This is a genomic window from Phyllobacterium sp. GQ127, assembly GCF_059758635.1.
This window is the reverse complement of the sequence record NZ_JCAXDZ010000012.1, coordinates 1-17497: the sequence shown is the minus strand read 5'-3', so window position 1 is coordinate 17497 and position 17497 is coordinate 1. Positions and strand designations below refer to the sequence as shown.

Annotated in this window: 19 protein-coding genes and 1 pseudogene; 4 read left to right on the top strand and 16 right to left on the bottom strand. The window is 56.1% G+C overall.

The genetic code is table 11. From position 1 onward, the window contains the following. Nucleotides 1–14 precede the first annotated feature (14 nt). The 3 genes and pseudogenes from AC6CHM_RS24190 to AC6CHM_RS24180 all read right to left on the bottom strand — a co-directional run bounded on the left by AC6CHM_RS24190 (nucleotide 15) and on the right by AC6CHM_RS24180 (nucleotide 2771). Nucleotides 15–896, bottom strand: a complete 882-nt coding sequence (locus AC6CHM_RS24190) for a LysR family transcriptional regulator (RefSeq protein ID WP_498175728.1) — start codon at nucleotides 894–896, stop codon at nucleotides 15–17. Nucleotides 897–1081: 185 nt separating this feature from the next. Next, nucleotides 1082–1327: pseudogene (locus AC6CHM_RS24185) on the bottom strand (Tn3 family transposase); the annotation flags it as partial. Between the two features lie 91 nt (nucleotides 1328–1418). After that, a complete protein-coding gene (locus AC6CHM_RS24180; RefSeq protein ID WP_498175726.1) occupies nucleotides 1419–2771 on the bottom strand; it encodes an EAL domain-containing protein in 1353 nt (450 codons plus the stop codon). A gap of 316 nt (nucleotides 2772–3087) precedes the next feature. On the opposite strand from AC6CHM_RS24180, the gene AC6CHM_RS24175 reads away from it, so the two are divergent. From AC6CHM_RS24175 to AC6CHM_RS24165, 3 genes are all read left to right on the top strand, one after another. Beyond that, a complete protein-coding gene (locus tag AC6CHM_RS24175) occupies nucleotides 3088–3345 on the top strand; it encodes a hypothetical protein (protein ID WP_498175724.1) in 258 nt (85 codons plus the stop codon). A 668-nt stretch (nucleotides 3346–4013) separates the two neighbouring features. After that, nucleotides 4014–4502, top strand: a complete 489-nt coding sequence (locus tag AC6CHM_RS24170; protein ID WP_498175722.1) for a hypothetical protein — start codon at nucleotides 4014–4016, stop codon at nucleotides 4500–4502. Between the two features lie 619 nt (nucleotides 4503–5121). After that, on the top strand, nucleotides 5122–5985 hold the full coding sequence (locus AC6CHM_RS24165) for a hypothetical protein (RefSeq protein WP_498175720.1): 864 nt from the start codon (nucleotides 5122–5124) through the stop codon (nucleotides 5983–5985). Nucleotides 5986–6417: 432 nt separating this feature from the next. On the opposite strand, the gene virB11 is transcribed toward AC6CHM_RS24165, so the two are convergent. Genes virB11 through AC6CHM_RS24100 form a run of 13 tightly spaced genes read right to left on the bottom strand, consistent with a single transcriptional unit; the run spans nucleotide 6418 to nucleotide 16569 of the window. Beyond that, nucleotides 6418–7437, bottom strand: coding sequence for a P-type DNA transfer ATPase VirB11 (virB11, locus tag AC6CHM_RS24160; protein ID WP_498175718.1), 1020 nt, complete (start codon nucleotides 7435–7437; stop codon nucleotides 6418–6420). 7 nt (nucleotides 7438–7444) lie between these two features. Beyond that, entirely contained in the window at nucleotides 7445–8617 is a 1173-nt protein-coding gene (gene virB10, locus AC6CHM_RS24155; protein WP_498175716.1) for a type IV secretion system protein VirB10, read from the bottom strand. A gap of 11 nt (nucleotides 8618–8628) precedes the next feature. Continuing rightward, nucleotides 8629–9486, bottom strand: a complete 858-nt coding sequence (gene virB9 / locus AC6CHM_RS24150) for a P-type conjugative transfer protein VirB9 (RefSeq protein ID WP_498175714.1) — start codon at nucleotides 9484–9486, stop codon at nucleotides 8629–8631. Further along, entirely contained in the window at nucleotides 9483–10154 is a 672-nt protein-coding gene (locus tag AC6CHM_RS24145; RefSeq protein WP_498175712.1) for a VirB8 family type IV secretion system protein, read from the bottom strand. The genes virB9 and AC6CHM_RS24145 overlap by 4 nt, the downstream gene beginning before the upstream one ends. A gap of 7 nt (nucleotides 10155–10161) precedes the next feature. Then, nucleotides 10162–10446 carry a type IV secretion system protein VirB7 gene (locus AC6CHM_RS24140; RefSeq protein WP_498175710.1) on the bottom strand — a complete coding sequence of 95 codons (285 nt, stop codon included), beginning with the start codon at nucleotides 10444–10446 and terminating at the stop codon, nucleotides 10162–10164. Nucleotides 10447–10484: 38 nt separating this feature from the next. Beyond that, nucleotides 10485–11405 (bottom strand): TrbL/VirB6 family protein, encoded by a 921-nt coding sequence (locus tag AC6CHM_RS24135; protein ID WP_498175708.1) that lies wholly within the window; start codon nucleotides 11403–11405, stop codon nucleotides 10485–10487. Between the two features lie 3 nt (nucleotides 11406–11408). Further along, the gene (locus AC6CHM_RS24130; protein ID WP_498175706.1) at nucleotides 11409–11642 is read right to left on the bottom strand and encodes an EexN family lipoprotein; all 234 of its coding nucleotides are present in this window, start codon (nucleotides 11640–11642) and stop codon (nucleotides 11409–11411) included. Next, nucleotides 11639–12334 carry a P-type DNA transfer protein VirB5 gene (gene virB5 / locus AC6CHM_RS24125; protein ID WP_498175704.1) on the bottom strand — a complete coding sequence of 232 codons (696 nt, stop codon included), beginning with the start codon at nucleotides 12332–12334 and terminating at the stop codon, nucleotides 11639–11641. Before virB5 ends, AC6CHM_RS24130 begins: the two co-directional genes overlap by 4 nt. Then, a complete protein-coding gene (locus tag AC6CHM_RS24120) occupies nucleotides 12334–14715 on the bottom strand; it encodes a VirB4 family type IV secretion/conjugal transfer ATPase (protein ID WP_498175702.1) in 2382 nt (793 codons plus the stop codon). Before AC6CHM_RS24120 ends, virB5 begins: the two co-directional genes overlap by 1 nt. Beyond that, entirely contained in the window at nucleotides 14708–15046 is a 339-nt protein-coding gene (locus AC6CHM_RS24115) for a VirB3 family type IV secretion system protein (protein ID WP_498175847.1), read from the bottom strand. The genes AC6CHM_RS24120 and AC6CHM_RS24115 overlap by 8 nt, the downstream gene beginning before the upstream one ends. 5 nt (nucleotides 15047–15051) lie before the next feature. Beyond that, complete coding sequence (locus AC6CHM_RS24110; RefSeq protein ID WP_498175700.1) at nucleotides 15052–15348, bottom strand: TrbC/VirB2 family protein; 297 nt, start codon at nucleotides 15346–15348, stop codon at nucleotides 15052–15054. 7 nt (nucleotides 15349–15355) lie between these two features. Continuing rightward, on the bottom strand, nucleotides 15356–16030 hold the full coding sequence (locus tag AC6CHM_RS24105; protein WP_498175698.1) for a lytic transglycosylase domain-containing protein: 675 nt from the start codon (nucleotides 16028–16030) through the stop codon (nucleotides 15356–15358). Nucleotides 16031–16032: 2 nt separating this feature from the next. Further along, on the bottom strand, nucleotides 16033–16569 hold the full coding sequence (locus AC6CHM_RS24100; RefSeq protein WP_498175696.1) for a hypothetical protein: 537 nt from the start codon (nucleotides 16567–16569) through the stop codon (nucleotides 16033–16035). A gap of 89 nt (nucleotides 16570–16658) precedes the next feature. Between AC6CHM_RS24100 and AC6CHM_RS24095 the strand changes: the two genes are divergently transcribed. Continuing rightward, nucleotides 16659–17012, top strand: coding sequence for a MarR family transcriptional regulator (locus tag AC6CHM_RS24095; protein ID WP_498175694.1), 354 nt, complete (start codon nucleotides 16659–16661; stop codon nucleotides 17010–17012). Nucleotides 17013–17497: the final 485 nt, after the last annotated feature.

Here is a 17497-nt window from a genome sequence, read left to right as displayed (position 1 = left end):
CGGAGCGCCTCACCTCAAAGCTGCCCTGCAACCCGGACGGCGATATTGGTCAGGTCATCGAGGGTCTGGGCACCGTAACCCAACATATAAAAAGAAAAGAACCGCAGCGGCGGTAGTTCGATCTCGCTTGTCAGGGCTGAAAGTTTGTTCTGCTCAAGCGACGGAGAGAAAGCACCCTGCGCGACCAGCGCAATACCGATCCTGTCGATCGTCATACGTTCGATGGTCGACAAAGAGGAGTTCGTGAAAATTCTCGGGCGCGCTCCCGTCATGTCCAGGAGCAGCTCACGGAGATGGTTGTAGGGATAAGCTTGCCGCGGATAGGTCAAAATCGGGAAATTGCCGATATTGTCCGCGCTGAGACGATTGTCCGGAACAAGACCGGGGGCCGAATAAAAACGCAGGGGATAATTGATCAGGTGGCGGCAGGCCAATCCATCTATCGTTGCAGGGCCAAGCATGAAGGCCATGTCGAGTTCCCCATCCAAGATGGATTTCATCATCGAGGCGGTGATATCAACGGAGATGTCGAAGTCGATATTGGGATAGAACTGGTGGGTCTCTTCCAGGAAGCGGTTGAGCCATGTCTGTACAATCGTTTCAGACACACCCAGCCGAATATTCCCGTGCGATCGATGAGGCACGTCAAACTCACGTTTCAGCTTATTGACCTGACGTAAGATCAACTCCGCATGCAGAAATGCTGCGCGACCATCCGCAGTCACGGAAATCGGCTTCGTGGTGCGGCTGATCAGTCGCCGACCCAATTCGACCTCAAGTGCCGAAATGCGCTGTGATACCGTGGGTTGTGTGGTGTTAAGCTTCTCGGCTGCTCGTGAAAAGCTGCTGAGCGTTATCGCCCAATAGAAAATCTCAAGACTTTTCAAGTTTACCATTATGACTTCTTTATTGGTTATAAAAGCAGATCGTCCCATTCTCATGAGAACGATCACGTCAACTCACACAAATATCAATCCAACTGTGCTCAAAAAGTAAATATCGGGCTTGCGACACAAAAGACGCACCGCCAGAAATCGGACTTCTACACCTGTGTTTCGCAATGAGCGTTAGGCGCCGGTTCTCATGCAGCGATTTTGCCGAAATCAATCCGGCTGTCCAGATCAAGGTCGAACCGGCCATAGGGATTGACGTGGGCGTAGATCAGCGGCGTGAGGCCGCGATAATTTTCCGGTGCCATGCGACCTTACCAGGCTGGTTCGGCGAGCATTTGCAACATGCGCGTGTTCACATAAACGAGCGAAGCTTGAAGGAGGTGTAGCGACAGCGCCAAAACTTCCTGCTCATCAATGCGATTGGTCGCCGCATCAATATCTGCATTGGAGAATGACTTGAACCTTCGTTTCGGGCAAGATTCCGGTATGACTCATCGTCCCGCCTTTTTGCAGGTATTTTTAAGATTATCGCAGCAGGAGTATGAAAAGTGCCGCAATGATCAAGGTCCCCGTGACCGCTGTGATCATTGCCCTCCAATGTGACCAGTGAAGTTTTCCAAAAACGCTCTCGGTGCCTTGCATGCCCGGGCGGAGGGAAAGATGGGGCGGCTTCTTCACAACAACGGCGGAGGCGAGATCAGCGGATGCCGACACATTTGACAATTCAAAAAAAGGACCCTGTTGCCAACAACATCCCAAATTTGACACAACCTCACTGTCCTGCGCCGTCCTGATCCCTTGGACAACCATCAAACCAGATGAAAGGGCGGCCTGGTCGATCAATGAACGCAGCCGAACATGAGCGTACTCAGATGCTCTTGCAAATCGAACGAGCGACGGATCGGTCTTTACAATGTCGGGTGAAAATGTAGCGTCGATCCAAAATGAAACAGTCTCGAGCCCGACGTCATCAAGAGCCATCTGGCAGCCGTACCGTTTGATCTGGGTCATGAAATTGACTGCTTGGCGTGGGGGAGGCAGTCGTCCTGTCGCGTTCAACTCAAAAACCAGCCGCTCGGCGATGCTCGGTGATGACTCAAGCTTTTCACAGATATTGAACCACCAAGGGTCCAAGGCTGCACTTTCCATTGAGATGTTGACGCCGAGACGTATTGCAGGTTTCGCCGTCACCTCATCGATGGCATGCTGAACGCAATACTCGTCAAGTGCTCGCAGCAGCCCCAGCCGCTTTAGAGAACCCACTGCATAGTTCCAGCGACGGGTGCCTGTGGACCCCTTCGCTTTGGCAATCAGCTCATGGTAAAGAACGATATCGCAACCGTTTGCGTACCGAACCGGCCGACCTTCGAACTCGACGTCACCCTTGTCGATTGCCTCAAACAAAGTGACAGCAGCAACCATGTCCCCACGATAACCTTCGACCCATCGCGCATTTTCTGCGCATGGGATGCCGCAAAAGGCTCTATCGAGCGGGGACGCCTCGTGTCGAACAGCATGACCCGTTCCGCCGTCAGGACATTTGATAGAGACCACTATATGAAACACTTGTCCGCCACTCCTAATGGGATGACGGGTTACGGTGTGGAGAAACTTGTATATGGTTTGCTTCGGCAAATGCGAAGCAACCACATGAAATTGTCCATAGGTGGAGCGTTTAACCCTGGCAAGGCTACCCAGGGCATCCACGGCAAAGTGGTAGACGACATTTTCAGCGGTCACCGCTGCCAGTCCACTATAAGCCGCCGCGATATGGGGCAGGTTGTCAATTTGAAACGCAAATTCGCCTGTCAGATGCCGGTGATGCGGTTGGCCTGTCGCAAATCGGTTCGGCTTCGAAACGGTGCTACCCCGTTTCATTTAAAGACTCACAGACGAAAATTCCGGCTTGGCAAAGCAAGCAATTGGACGTGGCTCCCCCTGACAATCGTGCTTCAGCATCAACAGCCCCTTGAAATCTGACGCGCGCTGCGACGGAGCCTCTAAACAAGCTCTTGATCTTCATTGTTGCTCTCCATGGTCGCAGCCGGATTAGACAGTCCCTTATGACAAATTCACCCGGGACCGGCCTGAAAAGGACAGGGACTGACGCCAATTCCACTCTGCTCCCTTCCCGTCGAGAACTGATCAAGATTATGTGCATACGCTGTGTAGGTTGGATGTTTGGAGATTGGCCATGGCCCGCCTGGATTGGCCATTCACTCGGAAGGCGGCCATTGAGGTAGCCTTGTCCACAGGGCAACAGGCGCTTGGCATCCCGTTGAGCGTTGCCAAAACAGCGGCAACATCCATCTTGCAGGCTGATCTGGATCCGCTCTCTTTGCCTGAGTTATGCCACCGCATTTATGGGTACTTCGGCGAGCAGGCTGCCTGCTGTTCTTCAAAGTCGTCCAAGCAAGTTGGAGACGTCATCGTTAAATTGTGCGACGACTGAGCATCTAAATTCACGCCTTGCTGACAAAGCATTCACGCAATCTGGCTCAATGGGTAACATTGAATTCTGTGAAACGGCGACGTTGCGACGAGCCAGAATTCCGGCATGAGTAGCAGGACGCAAGGAAAATTGCCGGTGAAATTCGAAAGGGCTCAACGTGCGGAAATGGAATTTTCATTTAGGCGATTGCCTTTTTATTATGATCATAATTGGTATTTTGGCGGGCCTTTGGTGGGTTTTTGAAATTATTGACAAGTATGGACAGTAAAAGAGCGTTCATACCGCTGAACTTGAGCCCTACCGTGTCTGCGCCTTTCCTCGCGCTTCGTTGCATTGGCGTAGACAACCCTTTTGAACTTTCTTGGCATAGTCCGTGACCAGCCAGATCACACGCTTAAACTTGATACTGGGCGACTCGCCTCTTTGAAAAGCAATCTTTATCCGTGAGCGTCGTCCGCTGGACGAGATAAACGAATTTGGCATTCCAGTGGTATGCCGGAGCAGATGCGCGGCCGGATATTCGTTGCTGCTCTGGCGGCAAGTGCACGTCTTCCGTACCGGCAGCGCTGGCAGCAAGAACCTGTAAAGCAGCGCCAACAATAACCACATTAGCTTCATTTTCCATAGATGGCGAACGAATACGCAGCCTTACGGCCGAATAGAAGCAAATGGTTTTCATTCGCAATGACCGCAACTCGCTGGCACGCACACAGTTCCGGTCCACCGGCGTTCCATCAGTCTATGATCGCGCTCTCGATTTTATTTTGTGGCGCGAACAGAGCCGCTTCAATCTTGATCACACCGTGACAGCACGTTCTCCGCATCAAGTTTCAGAACAATGGCAGCCACAGCTAACCGAATATAGGCTGGCGCATTTGGACGATCAAAATACCTCAGGCTCACAACAGAAATACCCAATTGTCGCGCAAGTTGCACCTCACTCCGATCCAACTTTCGACACACATCCGCTAACAATGTCCTGTTGTCCTTTAAGAAAGGCTGCTTCATGTTTATTCGACCTTTTCGACAGGTTGCTGCGCGTAGAAACGGCGTACCTCGCCGGGGCAAATCAGCTATTTATAACGTTATTACCCGTTTCCGGAAAGACGTTCGCGCCCAATCGGACAGGAGAGGATAACGAGTGTCGGCGTTTCTGAGGCAACACGTCTCAATACCATTTTCACGTTCGCGAGGTGGTTCGTCAACCAATGCGCATGGGTGATCTTCATCGTCTCATTGAACATCACTGCAGATTGTTCGCGTCGCTATGCCCACAAGCCTCGAAGCCAGGGCATCAATGGCGGTGTCCACCTCGTTGCTGCCGGTCACCTGTGCAACAATGTCCGGAACGCGCCGTCGGTGAAGCCAGATCCCGACGCCCTTATCCTTCAGGCTTGCAGTTAAAATAGGTAGCACCATGGAACCCGACTGTGAAAAGCGGTAGCGTGTCGCCGAATCATTAAAACGCCTGTATCAGCCTGACCTCTCGTCTCAGCCTGTTGTGGCGGAGCGAAACGACCCATGTGGTGGTAACAGGTGCTCCTTGGCGTTCAGCGATACGTCACTCGCCCCAGTCCTTGGCCTCCTGGATTGCAGAAACTGCAAATCCGAGCTATCTTTGATTTGCTGATTCACTCAGCTGGGAAACGGCCCAACGCGGCACCCCCCGATTCGGGGACGGTAAACACGTTAAATTTAACAGCCATCAAATTCCGGAACAAGCGTTCGGGCAAAAAACGGTGCCTACTGCCAGTCGCGATTGTTCAGGAGTCGGACATGGATTTTTTACGCTCAGAATCTGGATTCAAGGCTGCATCGCTTAGGATCGAACAGTATCTATCAACAGTTTCGTCCATTGATGTCGTAAGGACGGCAGATCTCGTTGAGATATTGCTGCCGTTGGCGAAAATTGAGGATGGTAACCGTCTTTTGAGAAATTCACAAAAACTTGCAGAAGCGCTGAATGGGACGAATCACTGGGAATTGGGCCGCAGTCAAATTCTGCAGAAACTCGCTTGGGCTTTTGGACGGCAGACGTATCAAAGCCTTCGACAATCTTTCGGGCCCCTCGTTGATTTCCGACAGCTGTTTCCAGACGCCGCACTTCCGTCTTGCAGTCTGGAAGTTGGCAGAACGCAACTCCACCCCTTTCCGCGGCAATTACACAAGCTCAGCGAGTTGATCCAGTGGCGCACCACTTGGGAGCAGAACGCTGTCTCGACGAGAGATCAGCCCTTTTTCCCGCCGATGCTCCCCGGGTCTTATTTCTCCGGGTTCAAACCGAGCTACGAGCTGCGCAGAGACTGGTGCAGTGTTTCAAGAAATCGACGCCAGCATCTCTCGCACCATTTCGAAAACGGTTGGAGTTGCGTTCTTGTGAGAGATGATCGCAAGCATCTAATTGGAGCAGCCAGCTGGAAGTGGTGGGGATGTTTAGGAGAGATTAATGGCGTGGGTTTCAGTCTCTTCATGCTGACAAAATCAGGATGGTTGAAGATCTTCTTTGATATTCGCCCTTATTGTGCGGAGCCTACCTGCGGGCCTTGCATCTATCGAGAAGGCATTGGCGATGACTCCGACCATATTCAGGCTTCCCTTTATGAGCTGATCCAATTGCCACTCCATCGGTATGAGGACTAAGCCGATACAAAATAAATGCTTCGTTGAAGCCGAGGCGGCGCGAAATCAAGAACGTTTGAAGTAGCTTGGCGCGTTGACACTTCGAGTTCAGTCGGCAAGCCGTCTGCATGTGCGGCTTGGCGATTACGCTCGTGCTGGGAACCCTAACACCGGACTGTTAGGTCTACGCTCGGCGGCATCGACCCAATGGCATATTCCCACAACGACTTGACGCACATCATCGAAATTGTCGGCGACATGGGAAACCGAGGCACCTGTCTCTCATCCTTTGCCCTTCCTACCACCTCAAGAAAATTTCGAAATTTCCAGGCGGAAGGCTACTGATATCGCTTCCTCGACACGCGCGGAAGACACCTCATCTGTCCTGAATCCGGCTGAACTGGTGCGCGAATTTACCAGGAGATAGCATATATCCTGGTGCTTCTGTTAATATCATGGTTTAGAGTCGGCAGTTTCTGCGCGGGCATGATCTGCGAAATAGATCTCGGTTACCCGAAACCGTCCACCAACCCGCTTGCACTGGACGATCACATCGATCGAGATCTTCAAGAGATTGCGGATGTCGTTGCGGTCAAGATCCTGCCCGCCATCTGATTCCTTGACAAGCAGGGTAAGCTGCTCGAGGGCCAGACTTGGTGAGTCGGCATGCACCGTTGTGATCGATCCGGGATGTCCGGAGTTGATGTTGCGGATGTAGTAGAAGGCCGTGCCATCCCGCAGCTCCTGCAGCAGCACCCGGTCCGGCCGCATGCGCAGGCAGGATTCCAACAGATCCTTGGCCCCAAGTTTTGCCAGCCCCTGCCCGCCTTTTGAATAGAACAGTCGCACGTGGTTCGGCTGCGGAATGGAAAGTTCCGGCGTATCCTCAATGCTGATCAATCTCTCGTCCTCCGGAATGTGCTGGATCAGGGCTTTCGACAGCGTCGTCTTGCCGGAGCCGGTAGCCCCGGAGATAATGATGTTCTTGCGCGCCAGTACCGCCCCCTCGAGAAACGCTCGGTACTGGCGCTTGCGATAGGCAACAAGCAGCGCATCGTCTTCGCGCGTCTTGTCTGTGCTGGCAACGACGTCATCGAACAGGCCGGCTGCTTCCATATCCTGCATCGACAATGACACAGAGGACGGCTTGCGGATCGTGATCGAGACGGTGTTGCCGATCGTCGCCGGCGGGATCACGATCTGAATGCGCTCTTCATCGGGAAGGGACGCAGAAAGAAGCGGGCGGGTCTCATCAATGCCCTGATTGGAAAAACTGGCCACAGCCCGCGCCAGCCGCATCAGCTTGTCGAACGATAAATTCGGCAGTTCGTGTCGCTGCCAACCACCATTTCCTTCCGTAAGCACCTCGCCTGGGCGGTTGATCACAATCTCATAAAGGCTCTTGTCACTGAGGAACGGTGCCAGCGGGACGAGCAGTTGGCGGACGACGCCGGCGTCTGGGTTTTCAGTCATCCTCTAACTACTTCGTGACCAGCTCGGATTTCGGGTAAAAATCCCCCATCACCGCGCGATCGTAGATCGTGTTGCGCGGTTCGGTGACGCGCAGCCCATAGATGCTGGAGAAATCAAGATCGCGCGCGACGAAGATCGAAACAAGCGAGCCCTGGTGCTTTATCAGCGTCGGCGGAATATTGATCGATTGCTCGACCGCGATCGCCGCCGCTTCCTTGCCGGCGCTTGTCATGCCCTGCGCCTGCACATCGCTGCGCTGCAATTCTCGACCGGCATAAGTTGCAATATCACCGACCACTGACAGAAGCAGGGCGCTGCCGAAGCGCTCCCACCAATGGGTATCGACGTAACCGTCAAAGCCGGCGCGGCCGATCGCGTCGGTCGCCGGTGATGCCAATGTGATGATGACGCCTGTGGGCGTTTTGGCACGGTTCCAAAGCACGAACAGGCGGCTCTGGCCCCGTCGCAAGCCGCCGCGATATTCGCCGATGACCTGGGTGCCTTTCTCCATCAACACGACGCGGCCATTGTCAGAGAGGACGTCCCGGGTAATCACGCAGCTGGTGAAACCCGGCTGATCCGATGACAGCGCGGTTTCAAGCGCGCAAGGGATCGAGGTTCCCATGGCGACGATGAAGTTGCGGTTGCCGAGATGTCCCGCCTTCGATCCCTCCAGGACGGTTGGCTTCAGCATCCGGTTGAAACGCTGGCCCTCATTCTCACCCTGCCCCCCTCCCCCCAGGAGGCTGTCGACCGGAAGGAAGTTCGAATCCGCTGTCGCGTCGGTCGTGTTGGATGGTCTGGCGCTGTTGGCGGTCTGGCCGCTGCCGAAGGCCATTACCGGCGCGCGCCGGGCCGCATCGAGCAGTTCATCGACGGCCGGCGTTTCCGGCGTCGCGACCGTTGGCGTCGGTAGCTTGATTTCCGGCACGGGAAGGACCTCGGGTTCCGGTTCGGACCTGGCCGGCTCGAATTTTGTCGTCTGCCGGATCACGCTAGAACCCGGTTGCCCGACATCCTCCTTTGGGCCCTGCCGCATCGACCACATCGCCAAACCCATGAAGGCGACGACGGCCAGCACAACCGCCCCGCGCTTGAGCAAGGGGTTGTTGTCGACTTGGCGCGCTGTCGTGGTCTGCGCGCGTTCGCCGGGGATCGTCGTTTCCGTAGGCTCTGACATGTGTCCCCTCCCTACCGGCCCGCGACCGGAGCCTTGACCACCCGTTCGACCGAGGGCGACGTGGTATTGGTTCCTGGATCGACGCCGACCGGCGAATAGGCCTCGTTGAAAATGCACAGCGTGTCCGAGCCGCGCCGCAGGATAAATTTGTGGCTGATTGCATGGATGAGAACGAGATCGCCCTGGACGGTCTTGGCCACCAGGCTTTCCGTGCCGTCGGAGTTCTCGATGTAAATCGCCGGTATTTCCTGGTTACCGCTGAAGGCAAAGGTCGTCACCTTGCCATTGTCATAGACCGCCTGTGGTTCGATCAATACAGAACCTTGCGCCGAATAACGCCAGTTGCGTGGTCCGTATTGCTCATGAATACCGAGGACCTGATCGGCATAGCCGGCCTCGGCAGCGCGTTTACGGGCTTCGTCCTCAAGGCGCCGTCGCTTGGCTTCGTCAGCCGGATACCGGTACTTCACGTAGAAATACGTATTCTGCCCGGCATCGACGGACCCGTCGCGCACCACCAGTTCCATCTGATAGCTGCGCTTGGAGCCGTCGCGCCGCGTCGTGACAACCGAGATGTTGGTCGCAGGCTGGTTTTCACGTGGCTTCAGAAACAGGATCGCGCCGGCGGGGGCGACTTCCCAGGCAACGGTGTTGCCAAGAGCAACATGGGCGATTTCTTCGTCGGGCGCGAACTCCACCTGAACTGACGAACGGATCGTTCCCACGATGCGGGTGATATTATAGGGTTGGTAATTGACGAAGCGGACGCGATTGTCCTGCTGCGAGCTAGCCGGAATCTCAAGCGCAAGAGCGGGCAAGGCTGCGAGCAGAACGAGGATCGTCGTGGTGAGGATCTTTGCCTGGTTCAATTAAACGCCTCCGGATCGACCCGGTACTCGCTCACGACGAACCCGAGCGGATTCACCAACCGGTCGCTGGAGGAAATCGGGGCATTGGCATAAGAATAGGTGATCGTTGCCACCAAGTGGGTGGTGTGGACGTCATCGCCGCGCGTGATCGTCCGCATATGGCGGACCGACACGACATTTTTGTTGATCAGCGAGATCGACTTGATGGCAATGCGCGACGTCGATGAGTGCCCATAGATGTTCTGTGGCGACTCCGGATTGCTACCTCGATACCAGGAGGCGAAGCGCTGCTGTTCGGCGGCGTTTGACATGAGGGTGACGGTGCGAAAATTCTCCTTGGCCTCCGACCACACATAGCCTTCCCGCGCCCGAACATAACGCGCGGCAAAATATTTGGTGACTTCCTCATCGTAACTGCCGGCCGTCGAGGACAGCGCTGACACCACATCGACGATGCCGGTCGAATTGTCCACACGAATGACGAACGGCTCTACCGTCTTGAGCGGCGTGAGCGCCACCACGGCCACGATCGAGGCACAGGCCAGCACACTGGCGATCGCGGCGACAAACCAGGCGAGACGCTTTGAACGTTCGGCCGAGATCATCCGATCCTGATCGAAGCGGCGCGCCTTATCAAAATAGTCCTTGAGATTGTACGCGATCACCATAGCACCCCTACCCTGCCTGGCAGGCGCGGTATGATCCGGCTGCGTCGAAACTGGCAAAAACCGCCTGTACATCGGAGGCGAGCGCAATTTCAGCGAATGCCAGCGCCGCACCATCTTCATTCTTTCCAGATGAATGTCGTTGGCTCGCAGACCCTTTGCCGTCCTCCCATTCCCACATTGAACGATTGAGCGGCCGTTTGGCATAGCCATTGCACTTGGGTAGCGGATAGCTCAGCCTGGCGCAGCCAGCCAGCACGCTCCCGATCAAAATCAATACCAATAAACGACACATCGCGATGCGGGGCCCCTTCAACGCTTCAATACTGATTATCAGGACAGGCCTGACGGTCGGAGTTTTCGGTAGACCGAGTTGATACCGCTGCCGGTCTTCCTGACGCCCCGGGCCAGCGCGCTTTCATGCGCATCACGCGCAGCGCCATAGCCGTAAGTCAGCGATGCGCCGCCTGCGGCAAGCGCTGATGCAATGCCGGGGAGTTGATAAAACACATAAAGAGCGGCAAGGCAGATGGCGCAGAGCGCGATCGGGCGCATGAGAACATCCGAATAGCCTTCGATGGCGAGGAATATGGAATCGATGGTGTCGATCAGCAGTGAGCCGATGGCCACCACCAGGACCTGCAGGATAACGAAATTGACCAACTGGCCAATCCACGCCTCGGTAAAGCGGCGTGTCGCCTGGAACATGGCCAGCGCAACGAAGATCGGTCCGATTGCAAGGACGATGGCCAGGGCCAATCGCGCATAGAGCGAGATGATATAGCCGATGGCCGCGACCGCGAAGCTGGCCACAATCACCAGCAATCCCCCGAAACCGGTGACGATATCGACAGGCCACGAGGCGCGGGCCCAAACTTCGTGAGCTGATTTCTGTCCCTTGTCGAGAAGCGCATCGAAAGTGCTGGCGGTTGGCGCGGTCCCGACATTAAGCGCCTGCGACATCTCTCGCGGCAACGTTTCGAAAAACAGGTTGGCGACATAGGTCTGATATTCACTGGCGTTCCCTACCAGCATCAGGATGATGGCAAGCTTGATTGCCCGAAAGGCAAATTCCATGATCGGCTCCTGGATCGAGCCGCGCAGGATGAGAAACCCATAGAGGATGACATAGAGCGTCAATGCCACTGTCAGAGGGCCAACCACCCAGTTGGCGATGTTTGACGTGCCGGTCGAGATAAAATCCTGGAGCGGCGTCTGAAACTGGCCATCGACAAAGGCAAAGATGTCGTACATTTCCTAATCAGCCCTCAATGCTTTGTTCATGCGCTCAAGCCGCGCCTTGCCATCGGCAGCAGCTGCGTTGACGCAATTGGGGGTCTGTCCAAGGTCACCCGGGTTGTTCCGGCACCTTTCTGTATGCTCCTCCAAAAGAGCCTCATCGGAGAGAAAATCCTCGACCGAATAGGTCTTCCCCGATTTTGAGCAGGCCGCCACGGCGACGAGGCCAATCAGTAAAACCGTCCTCCTCATTGCAAGGCCGCTCCCATCGTATCCATACGCTTTTTCCAGTCTTCGGCCTGACGCTGCTGTTCGACCTGAGCCTGCGCCTGCTGCACCATTTGCAAACCTTGCATACGCAGTAGGTCGGTCTGCAGAAACGCGCTCTCCGCCTGGATGCGCGCCTGCAGGTCGGCGATGTCCTTGGCGTCGCTGGCAGACGATATTTGCTGGCGCAACTGGTCGATGCCGTCGATACGCTTTGTTGCCGTGTCGTAGATTTGCTGGCCGAGAGACATCTGTCCCGCGTTGCGCTGCTGGATCCGCGCCAGTTCCTGCCCGTAAAAATTATTGGCCGAGCTTTTGTAGGTCGAATTGGTTTCGAGGAACTTTGACGCCGCGTCTCCCAAGATGCCCGAGCCTTTACCACTGAGCAGGCTTTCGATTGCTGCGAAATCTTGCGGCAACGCCTTGCGGATTTCCGGCTGGTTTAAAACGGAGGCCACGTCGGCCATGTTTGTGAGCTTGTTCAGTGAGCCGAACAATTGTTCGGCCTGGGTGATCTGCTGATTGAGCACGTCAAACTGCTTCTTCATAGCCTCAAGCTGGCTCGCCCACCGCATGATGGCGGTCTTGTCGATCACCGGAATGCCTTGCGCAGCGGCTCCCCCCGCCGACAAGGCGAGGACGGCGACAGCCGCCATCATGGAATTACGTATACACATCAGCCTGCACTCCTTTGCTGCTGGAAGAGAGGGAGCCACACCTGCGGATCGTCGCCCGCCTGAGATCGAATGCTGTCGGCAAGTTCGACATTGGCGGTGCGGCCGGAGAGCACTGCGACTTCATCATCGAAGCCGCCGAGATTGAGTTCGGCGACGACGCTGTTGTGGCCCTGCTTGACAATGAAGCGGCGGCTTTCTGTGGAGAGCTCGCGCGCGATCAGCTCATACTCGCGATCCGTGAGTTTGAAGCCGTCGACGTAATCCGCGCGACTGCCACGGGAGTTCGGCATGAACACCTGGGTCGGGCACTGCTCGATGATGGTGTGTGCGATTGGGGAGTTGATCGCGTCACGCGGACTTTGCGTGGCAAACAACATGAGCCCGTTCTGCTTGCGGATGGTCTTGAGCTTGTTCTGGGCCAGATCGCGAAAGCCCTCGTCGGCAAGCGCCTTCCAGAACTCATCGATGACAATGATGATGCGGCGGCCGTCGATCAGTTGCTCGACCCGATGGAACAGATAGGCCATCAGCGGCGTGCGGATTTCCTCATTGTCGAGAAAGTCGGTCATGTCATAGCCCACGAACTTGCCACCGACACCAAAGTCGCCGAGCCCAATGTCCTCGATAACGTTATCGAACACCCAGCCCAGCGGCCCTCCCCTCTCCCAGCGGCGCAGTCGTGAAGCGGTGCCTTCGGGATCGGTGTTGTTGAGAAAGGTGCGCAGCGCGCCGATCGTGCGTCGCTCGACCGGGAGATCGACGAGCCCATCGATGGCATTGGCGATGTCGCGGGTCTCCGCGACGGAGAGTTCGCGCGTTTTCGAGCCGACAAGCTTGGTCACCCATTGCGCCAGAAAAACCTTGTTCTCCGGTGTCAGCTCCATGCCCTTCAGAGGAGCGCAGCCGGTCGGCCGGCCATTTTTCAACGGCAGATACGTGCCGCCGGCCGCGCGCACGAAGAGGTCTGCGCCGCGGTCCTTGTCGAAGAAGACGATATGCGCGTCGAACTTCTCGCCCTGCGACAGGATGAAGTTGAGCAGCACCGTCTTGCCTGAGCCTGAAGGTCCGCCGATGAAGGTGTTGCCGAGATCGCCATAGTGCAGATTGAAGTAAAGCGGCGACCCCGACGCCGTCTTCAGCATGGCGGCGGCCGGGCCCCATTCGTTGCCGTCACGCTGTCCAACCGGATAGGAGTGAAAGGGCGAGAACGCGGCGAAGTTCTTTGAGGTAATCGCGCCGGAGCGGACGCGATAGCGAAAGTTGCCGGGTAGCTGCGACCACCATGCCGCTTCCAGGCCGAGATCCTCCCGAGCAACCACCGCGCCGCCATTGGTCAGATGCGTCCGGCTTTTCGCCAAATTGTCCGTAAGTTCCTTCACCGAATTGGCGAACACCGTCAGTGTGAGGTGATGGTCGCCCAGCACGAAGCGGTTCGATTCCAGGTCGTCCAGCGCGTCATCGAGCTCTTCCACTTGCGATCCAGCCTTGTCGCCGGCGCTGACCATTTGGTTCTGCTTGCGCGCCATCACCGTCTTGGCGTCGGCCTTCGACAGGAAAGACAAGCTCTGCGTCAGGATCAATTCATAGGGTACGGTCAACAAACCATCGAACATTCCGGGCCGCGTCCGGGCCGGATATTCCTTGAAACCGAACATACCGGCATAGCGGCTCGATCCTTCGTGGCGGATCTCGACCGTCTCGCGTCCGACGATCACCCGATCGGAATATATTGCGGATGAAACACGACCCTCGGTCAGCGGCACTGGCTCACGCCGGCCGCCGACGAGTTGGTGCAGCATTTCGCTCGGCTCAGAGAAGATCAGGCCATCGCGTTCCTGCAGGGTGAGGACGCGCGGGCCGAAGCGCTTCAGGCCAGCCGTGACATCGACGACCGCATCATCAAGATGCTTGAGGGCATCCTCATCAAGCTCGGTCCCGCATCGCCGCGCCTTACGCAGTTTCGACAGGACCGTTGCTACCCGCTCGGCAGGATCCTTGCCCGGGTGCCAGACGAGGCTGAGATAGAGATCGTTGCGAAACAGGTCCTCACCGATCATGCGGTTGCGGTACTTGTCGTTCAGGATCCGCGAGAAGGCGTTGGCGAATTCGCCATCGGGGTACTCATTGTCCCGTCGGCGGATGACATGCGTCCACAGTGCCAACCGCTCGTCGGCGATGTTGCGATACAGCGTGTTAAGGTCACGATGTAATGCGTTCAGATCAAGCGTATCAGCCGTCTCGAATGACACGCCTTCAATCGCGATGACCGCCATCAGAGCGCGGGAATCGAGCGCGATCACCCGCTCGTCGACGTGGCGTAAGTACGGGATGAAGGTCTCGGGTTCGAGCTCGCGGCTCCTGACGGTTGCGGTACTAGGCAAAGCCGAGATCCCTTTCATCATAGCGCCGAACGAGCTTCATTGGAGTGAGGCTCGATCCGCCCCAGAACCCGGCGTTGCGGGTCCTACCCCGCGTCTCAATCCAGCCGAGCAGCACGCGGAACATGTTGTGGTCATGCTTGAGGAGAGCCCTGAAGATCACGTGGAAGACCACGCCCACCAAAGCGTAAACAATCGAGCCGGCGACGATGAAGAGAATTGTCGTCAGCATGACGTTGACCGCCATGGCCTCCATCGTGACGCCCGCCACCATGGCCGGGCGTGTGCAGGCGAGGAACAGCGTGTCTTCTTCGAGGGGCGCGGCGCTCTGCATCATGTTCACCCCGTGATCGTATTGACAAGTTCGGTGGCGCCGAAAATGCCGCCGATGCCTATGATCCAGAATCCGGCCCTGCGCAGATCCATGTAGCCGAACATCCAGGCGATGCAGATCACGATGACGGCGATGACCGCGAGCAGTTTCGCGATATTGCCGGTCAGCATCGTCACGATGTTCTGCAGCACCGATTCGATGCCGGCGGCCTGGGCGAGGCTTGGCTCGACCAAAGTCAGGGAAAATACCGCTGCCATCGTCACGGTCGCCGCGAACGGTCTGATGCGAGCCGACTGGTTCATGGGCTCATCACTCCTCTTGCTCTTTGGAAAAGACGAGGACGGAGGATTGCCGCCCCAAATTATAGACATCCCATCGCGGCACCAAAGCCTGCGACCGCTGCTGGCTTTTCTCGGTTGAAACGTCGTCGACCGTGGCGGCCGACGGCTCCCCTGCGCTTTCGCGCGCCGGCAACGCCTGCGCCTGCATCTCGACAATCTCGATGCTGCCGATACGGCTGGACAATCGCTCGCGCTCCGCAAGAACTTTTTTGCCGTAGCCAACCATCTCGCCCACCGAGATATCCTCATGGTCGTAATAGGATTGCAGCATTACAGTCTCGGCCTGCGTCGTCGTGACACCGCGTTGCAGCGCTACTCTATAATAGCCATCGAGCAGCGAAGCGGTCGCCTTCAGGTTCAGGCAGAAATCAAAGCTATCGCTGACCGACAGGCCAAGTCGGCCGAGATCAGCGGAATTGATGCCGCCGAGCCCGAGATCGATTTCGTGGCCCTCGGCAATCAGGACTGTCGCGGTCTCGATTGCCTCGGCTCTCGTTTTCGGAGGCTCGGCGAGCGGATGATCTGAGTTAATGCGGATGGCAAAAGGCTGAAACCCACTCTCGACACTGACTACAGCGGCAAGAGTTTCCGTGGTGATCTGCGGAGCGCATTGCTGAGCGAGAGCGAGGAAGGCTACCGGCATGACTAGAACCACACGCGCTGCCGGCTGCCGCCGTCAATCGTTACGTCGACATATCGCGGTTGCTTACGGATGTGAGGGCGAGCGGTTATAAAGGCCATGCATAGCCGCTTTCCCTCGTCGAAATGCCAACGGCCAGAACCGTGCGCGCCTGCTCCGCCTCCGCTTTCGCCAGTCCTGCACATTTCATTGCTGACCATTTTGGGCTCTGTCGATACGCATCCGACTTCATTACGCCCGCGATGGCCGAACCTGCTGATCAAGCGGAAGCCTTTATCGCAATAATAGGGTTCATAGCGCGGCCTGGTTGCCGCGAAGCCAACGCCGCTGCAATTTGGGAAAGACCGTCCTTTGGCGAGGTGTGACCAAAGCCGTTCAATGGGCGGACGGCATTCTGCGTACTGTGTTGCGCCCCCCGGGCTTGAAAGGCACAAAATAACCTCACAACCCCAGTTATCTGCCCGCGCCATAACAGAAGAAACCGTGTATAGTGAAAAGAACAGTAAAAAGGCAGAACTTGTCCTTATGAAAGTATTCACCATGCATATTACCCCGCACAACCCACCGGATTTCCGCTATCAATGCGGATTTTGTGTTTCATCATACTATTATATAACGCATAGTTAAAGAAATGCCAAGTGAATTAAACAGCCGCTGGCACAACACGATTTTTGCGACTTTGGTCACCCACGAAATCATGTCAAAACCCTTGCCCGGAGAAACGCCGAATTCGCGTCTGCGCCAATTGGGCATGATGAACCTGCTGTACAGCCTGCAAAAGGCTGATACTGCTTTGACAATTACCAACGTTACGGAAGTCACTGGAATGACAAGGAAAGCGGCGCAGGAAGCGATTGATCCTCTTGTTATGCGGGGGCTCTTGATGGAATCCTGGGGCCGAACTTCGATCGGCCGTGGCAAGGCCCGGCAATACCAGATCGCACTGGAGATCTTCGACAAGCTTAAAGGTGTCTATGGGGCCTGATTACATGAGATGCATCGTGGGGGCTGGCCTGCGCACCGGTCTTACATCTCGAAAACACATACTATGGCTTGTTTGGATAGAAACATGTACCTCGACTGGGTCGCCTCGCAGGAGGGCGATTCGCTTGGCAAGAACAAGTTCATGGACAATGAACTTGAATGTCGTCAGCAGGTGTTTCCAGCTTCCTTCGTTGGATCGGAATTGTCTGCGTGCTCCCCGAAAAATATTGCTGGGCAGTTTAAGAAGGAAACCGGTCTTGTCGTGCACCATAACATGATTTTTAGAACGCCGGAATTTGTCCAACGATGGGCTGGCGTGTCATGATTGCAAAGTAAAGCCGTATACACAGCTGAGCGGAGTCCGGCCCGTCTCTCCGAAGGGCCAGTAATCGCTATCGAGGAATTTATAATGAGCAGACTAACGGCGCTTGCAACCGGGCGATGCTTGATCGGGAGCAATAAACATGACAGACCGAAGATCTGTCC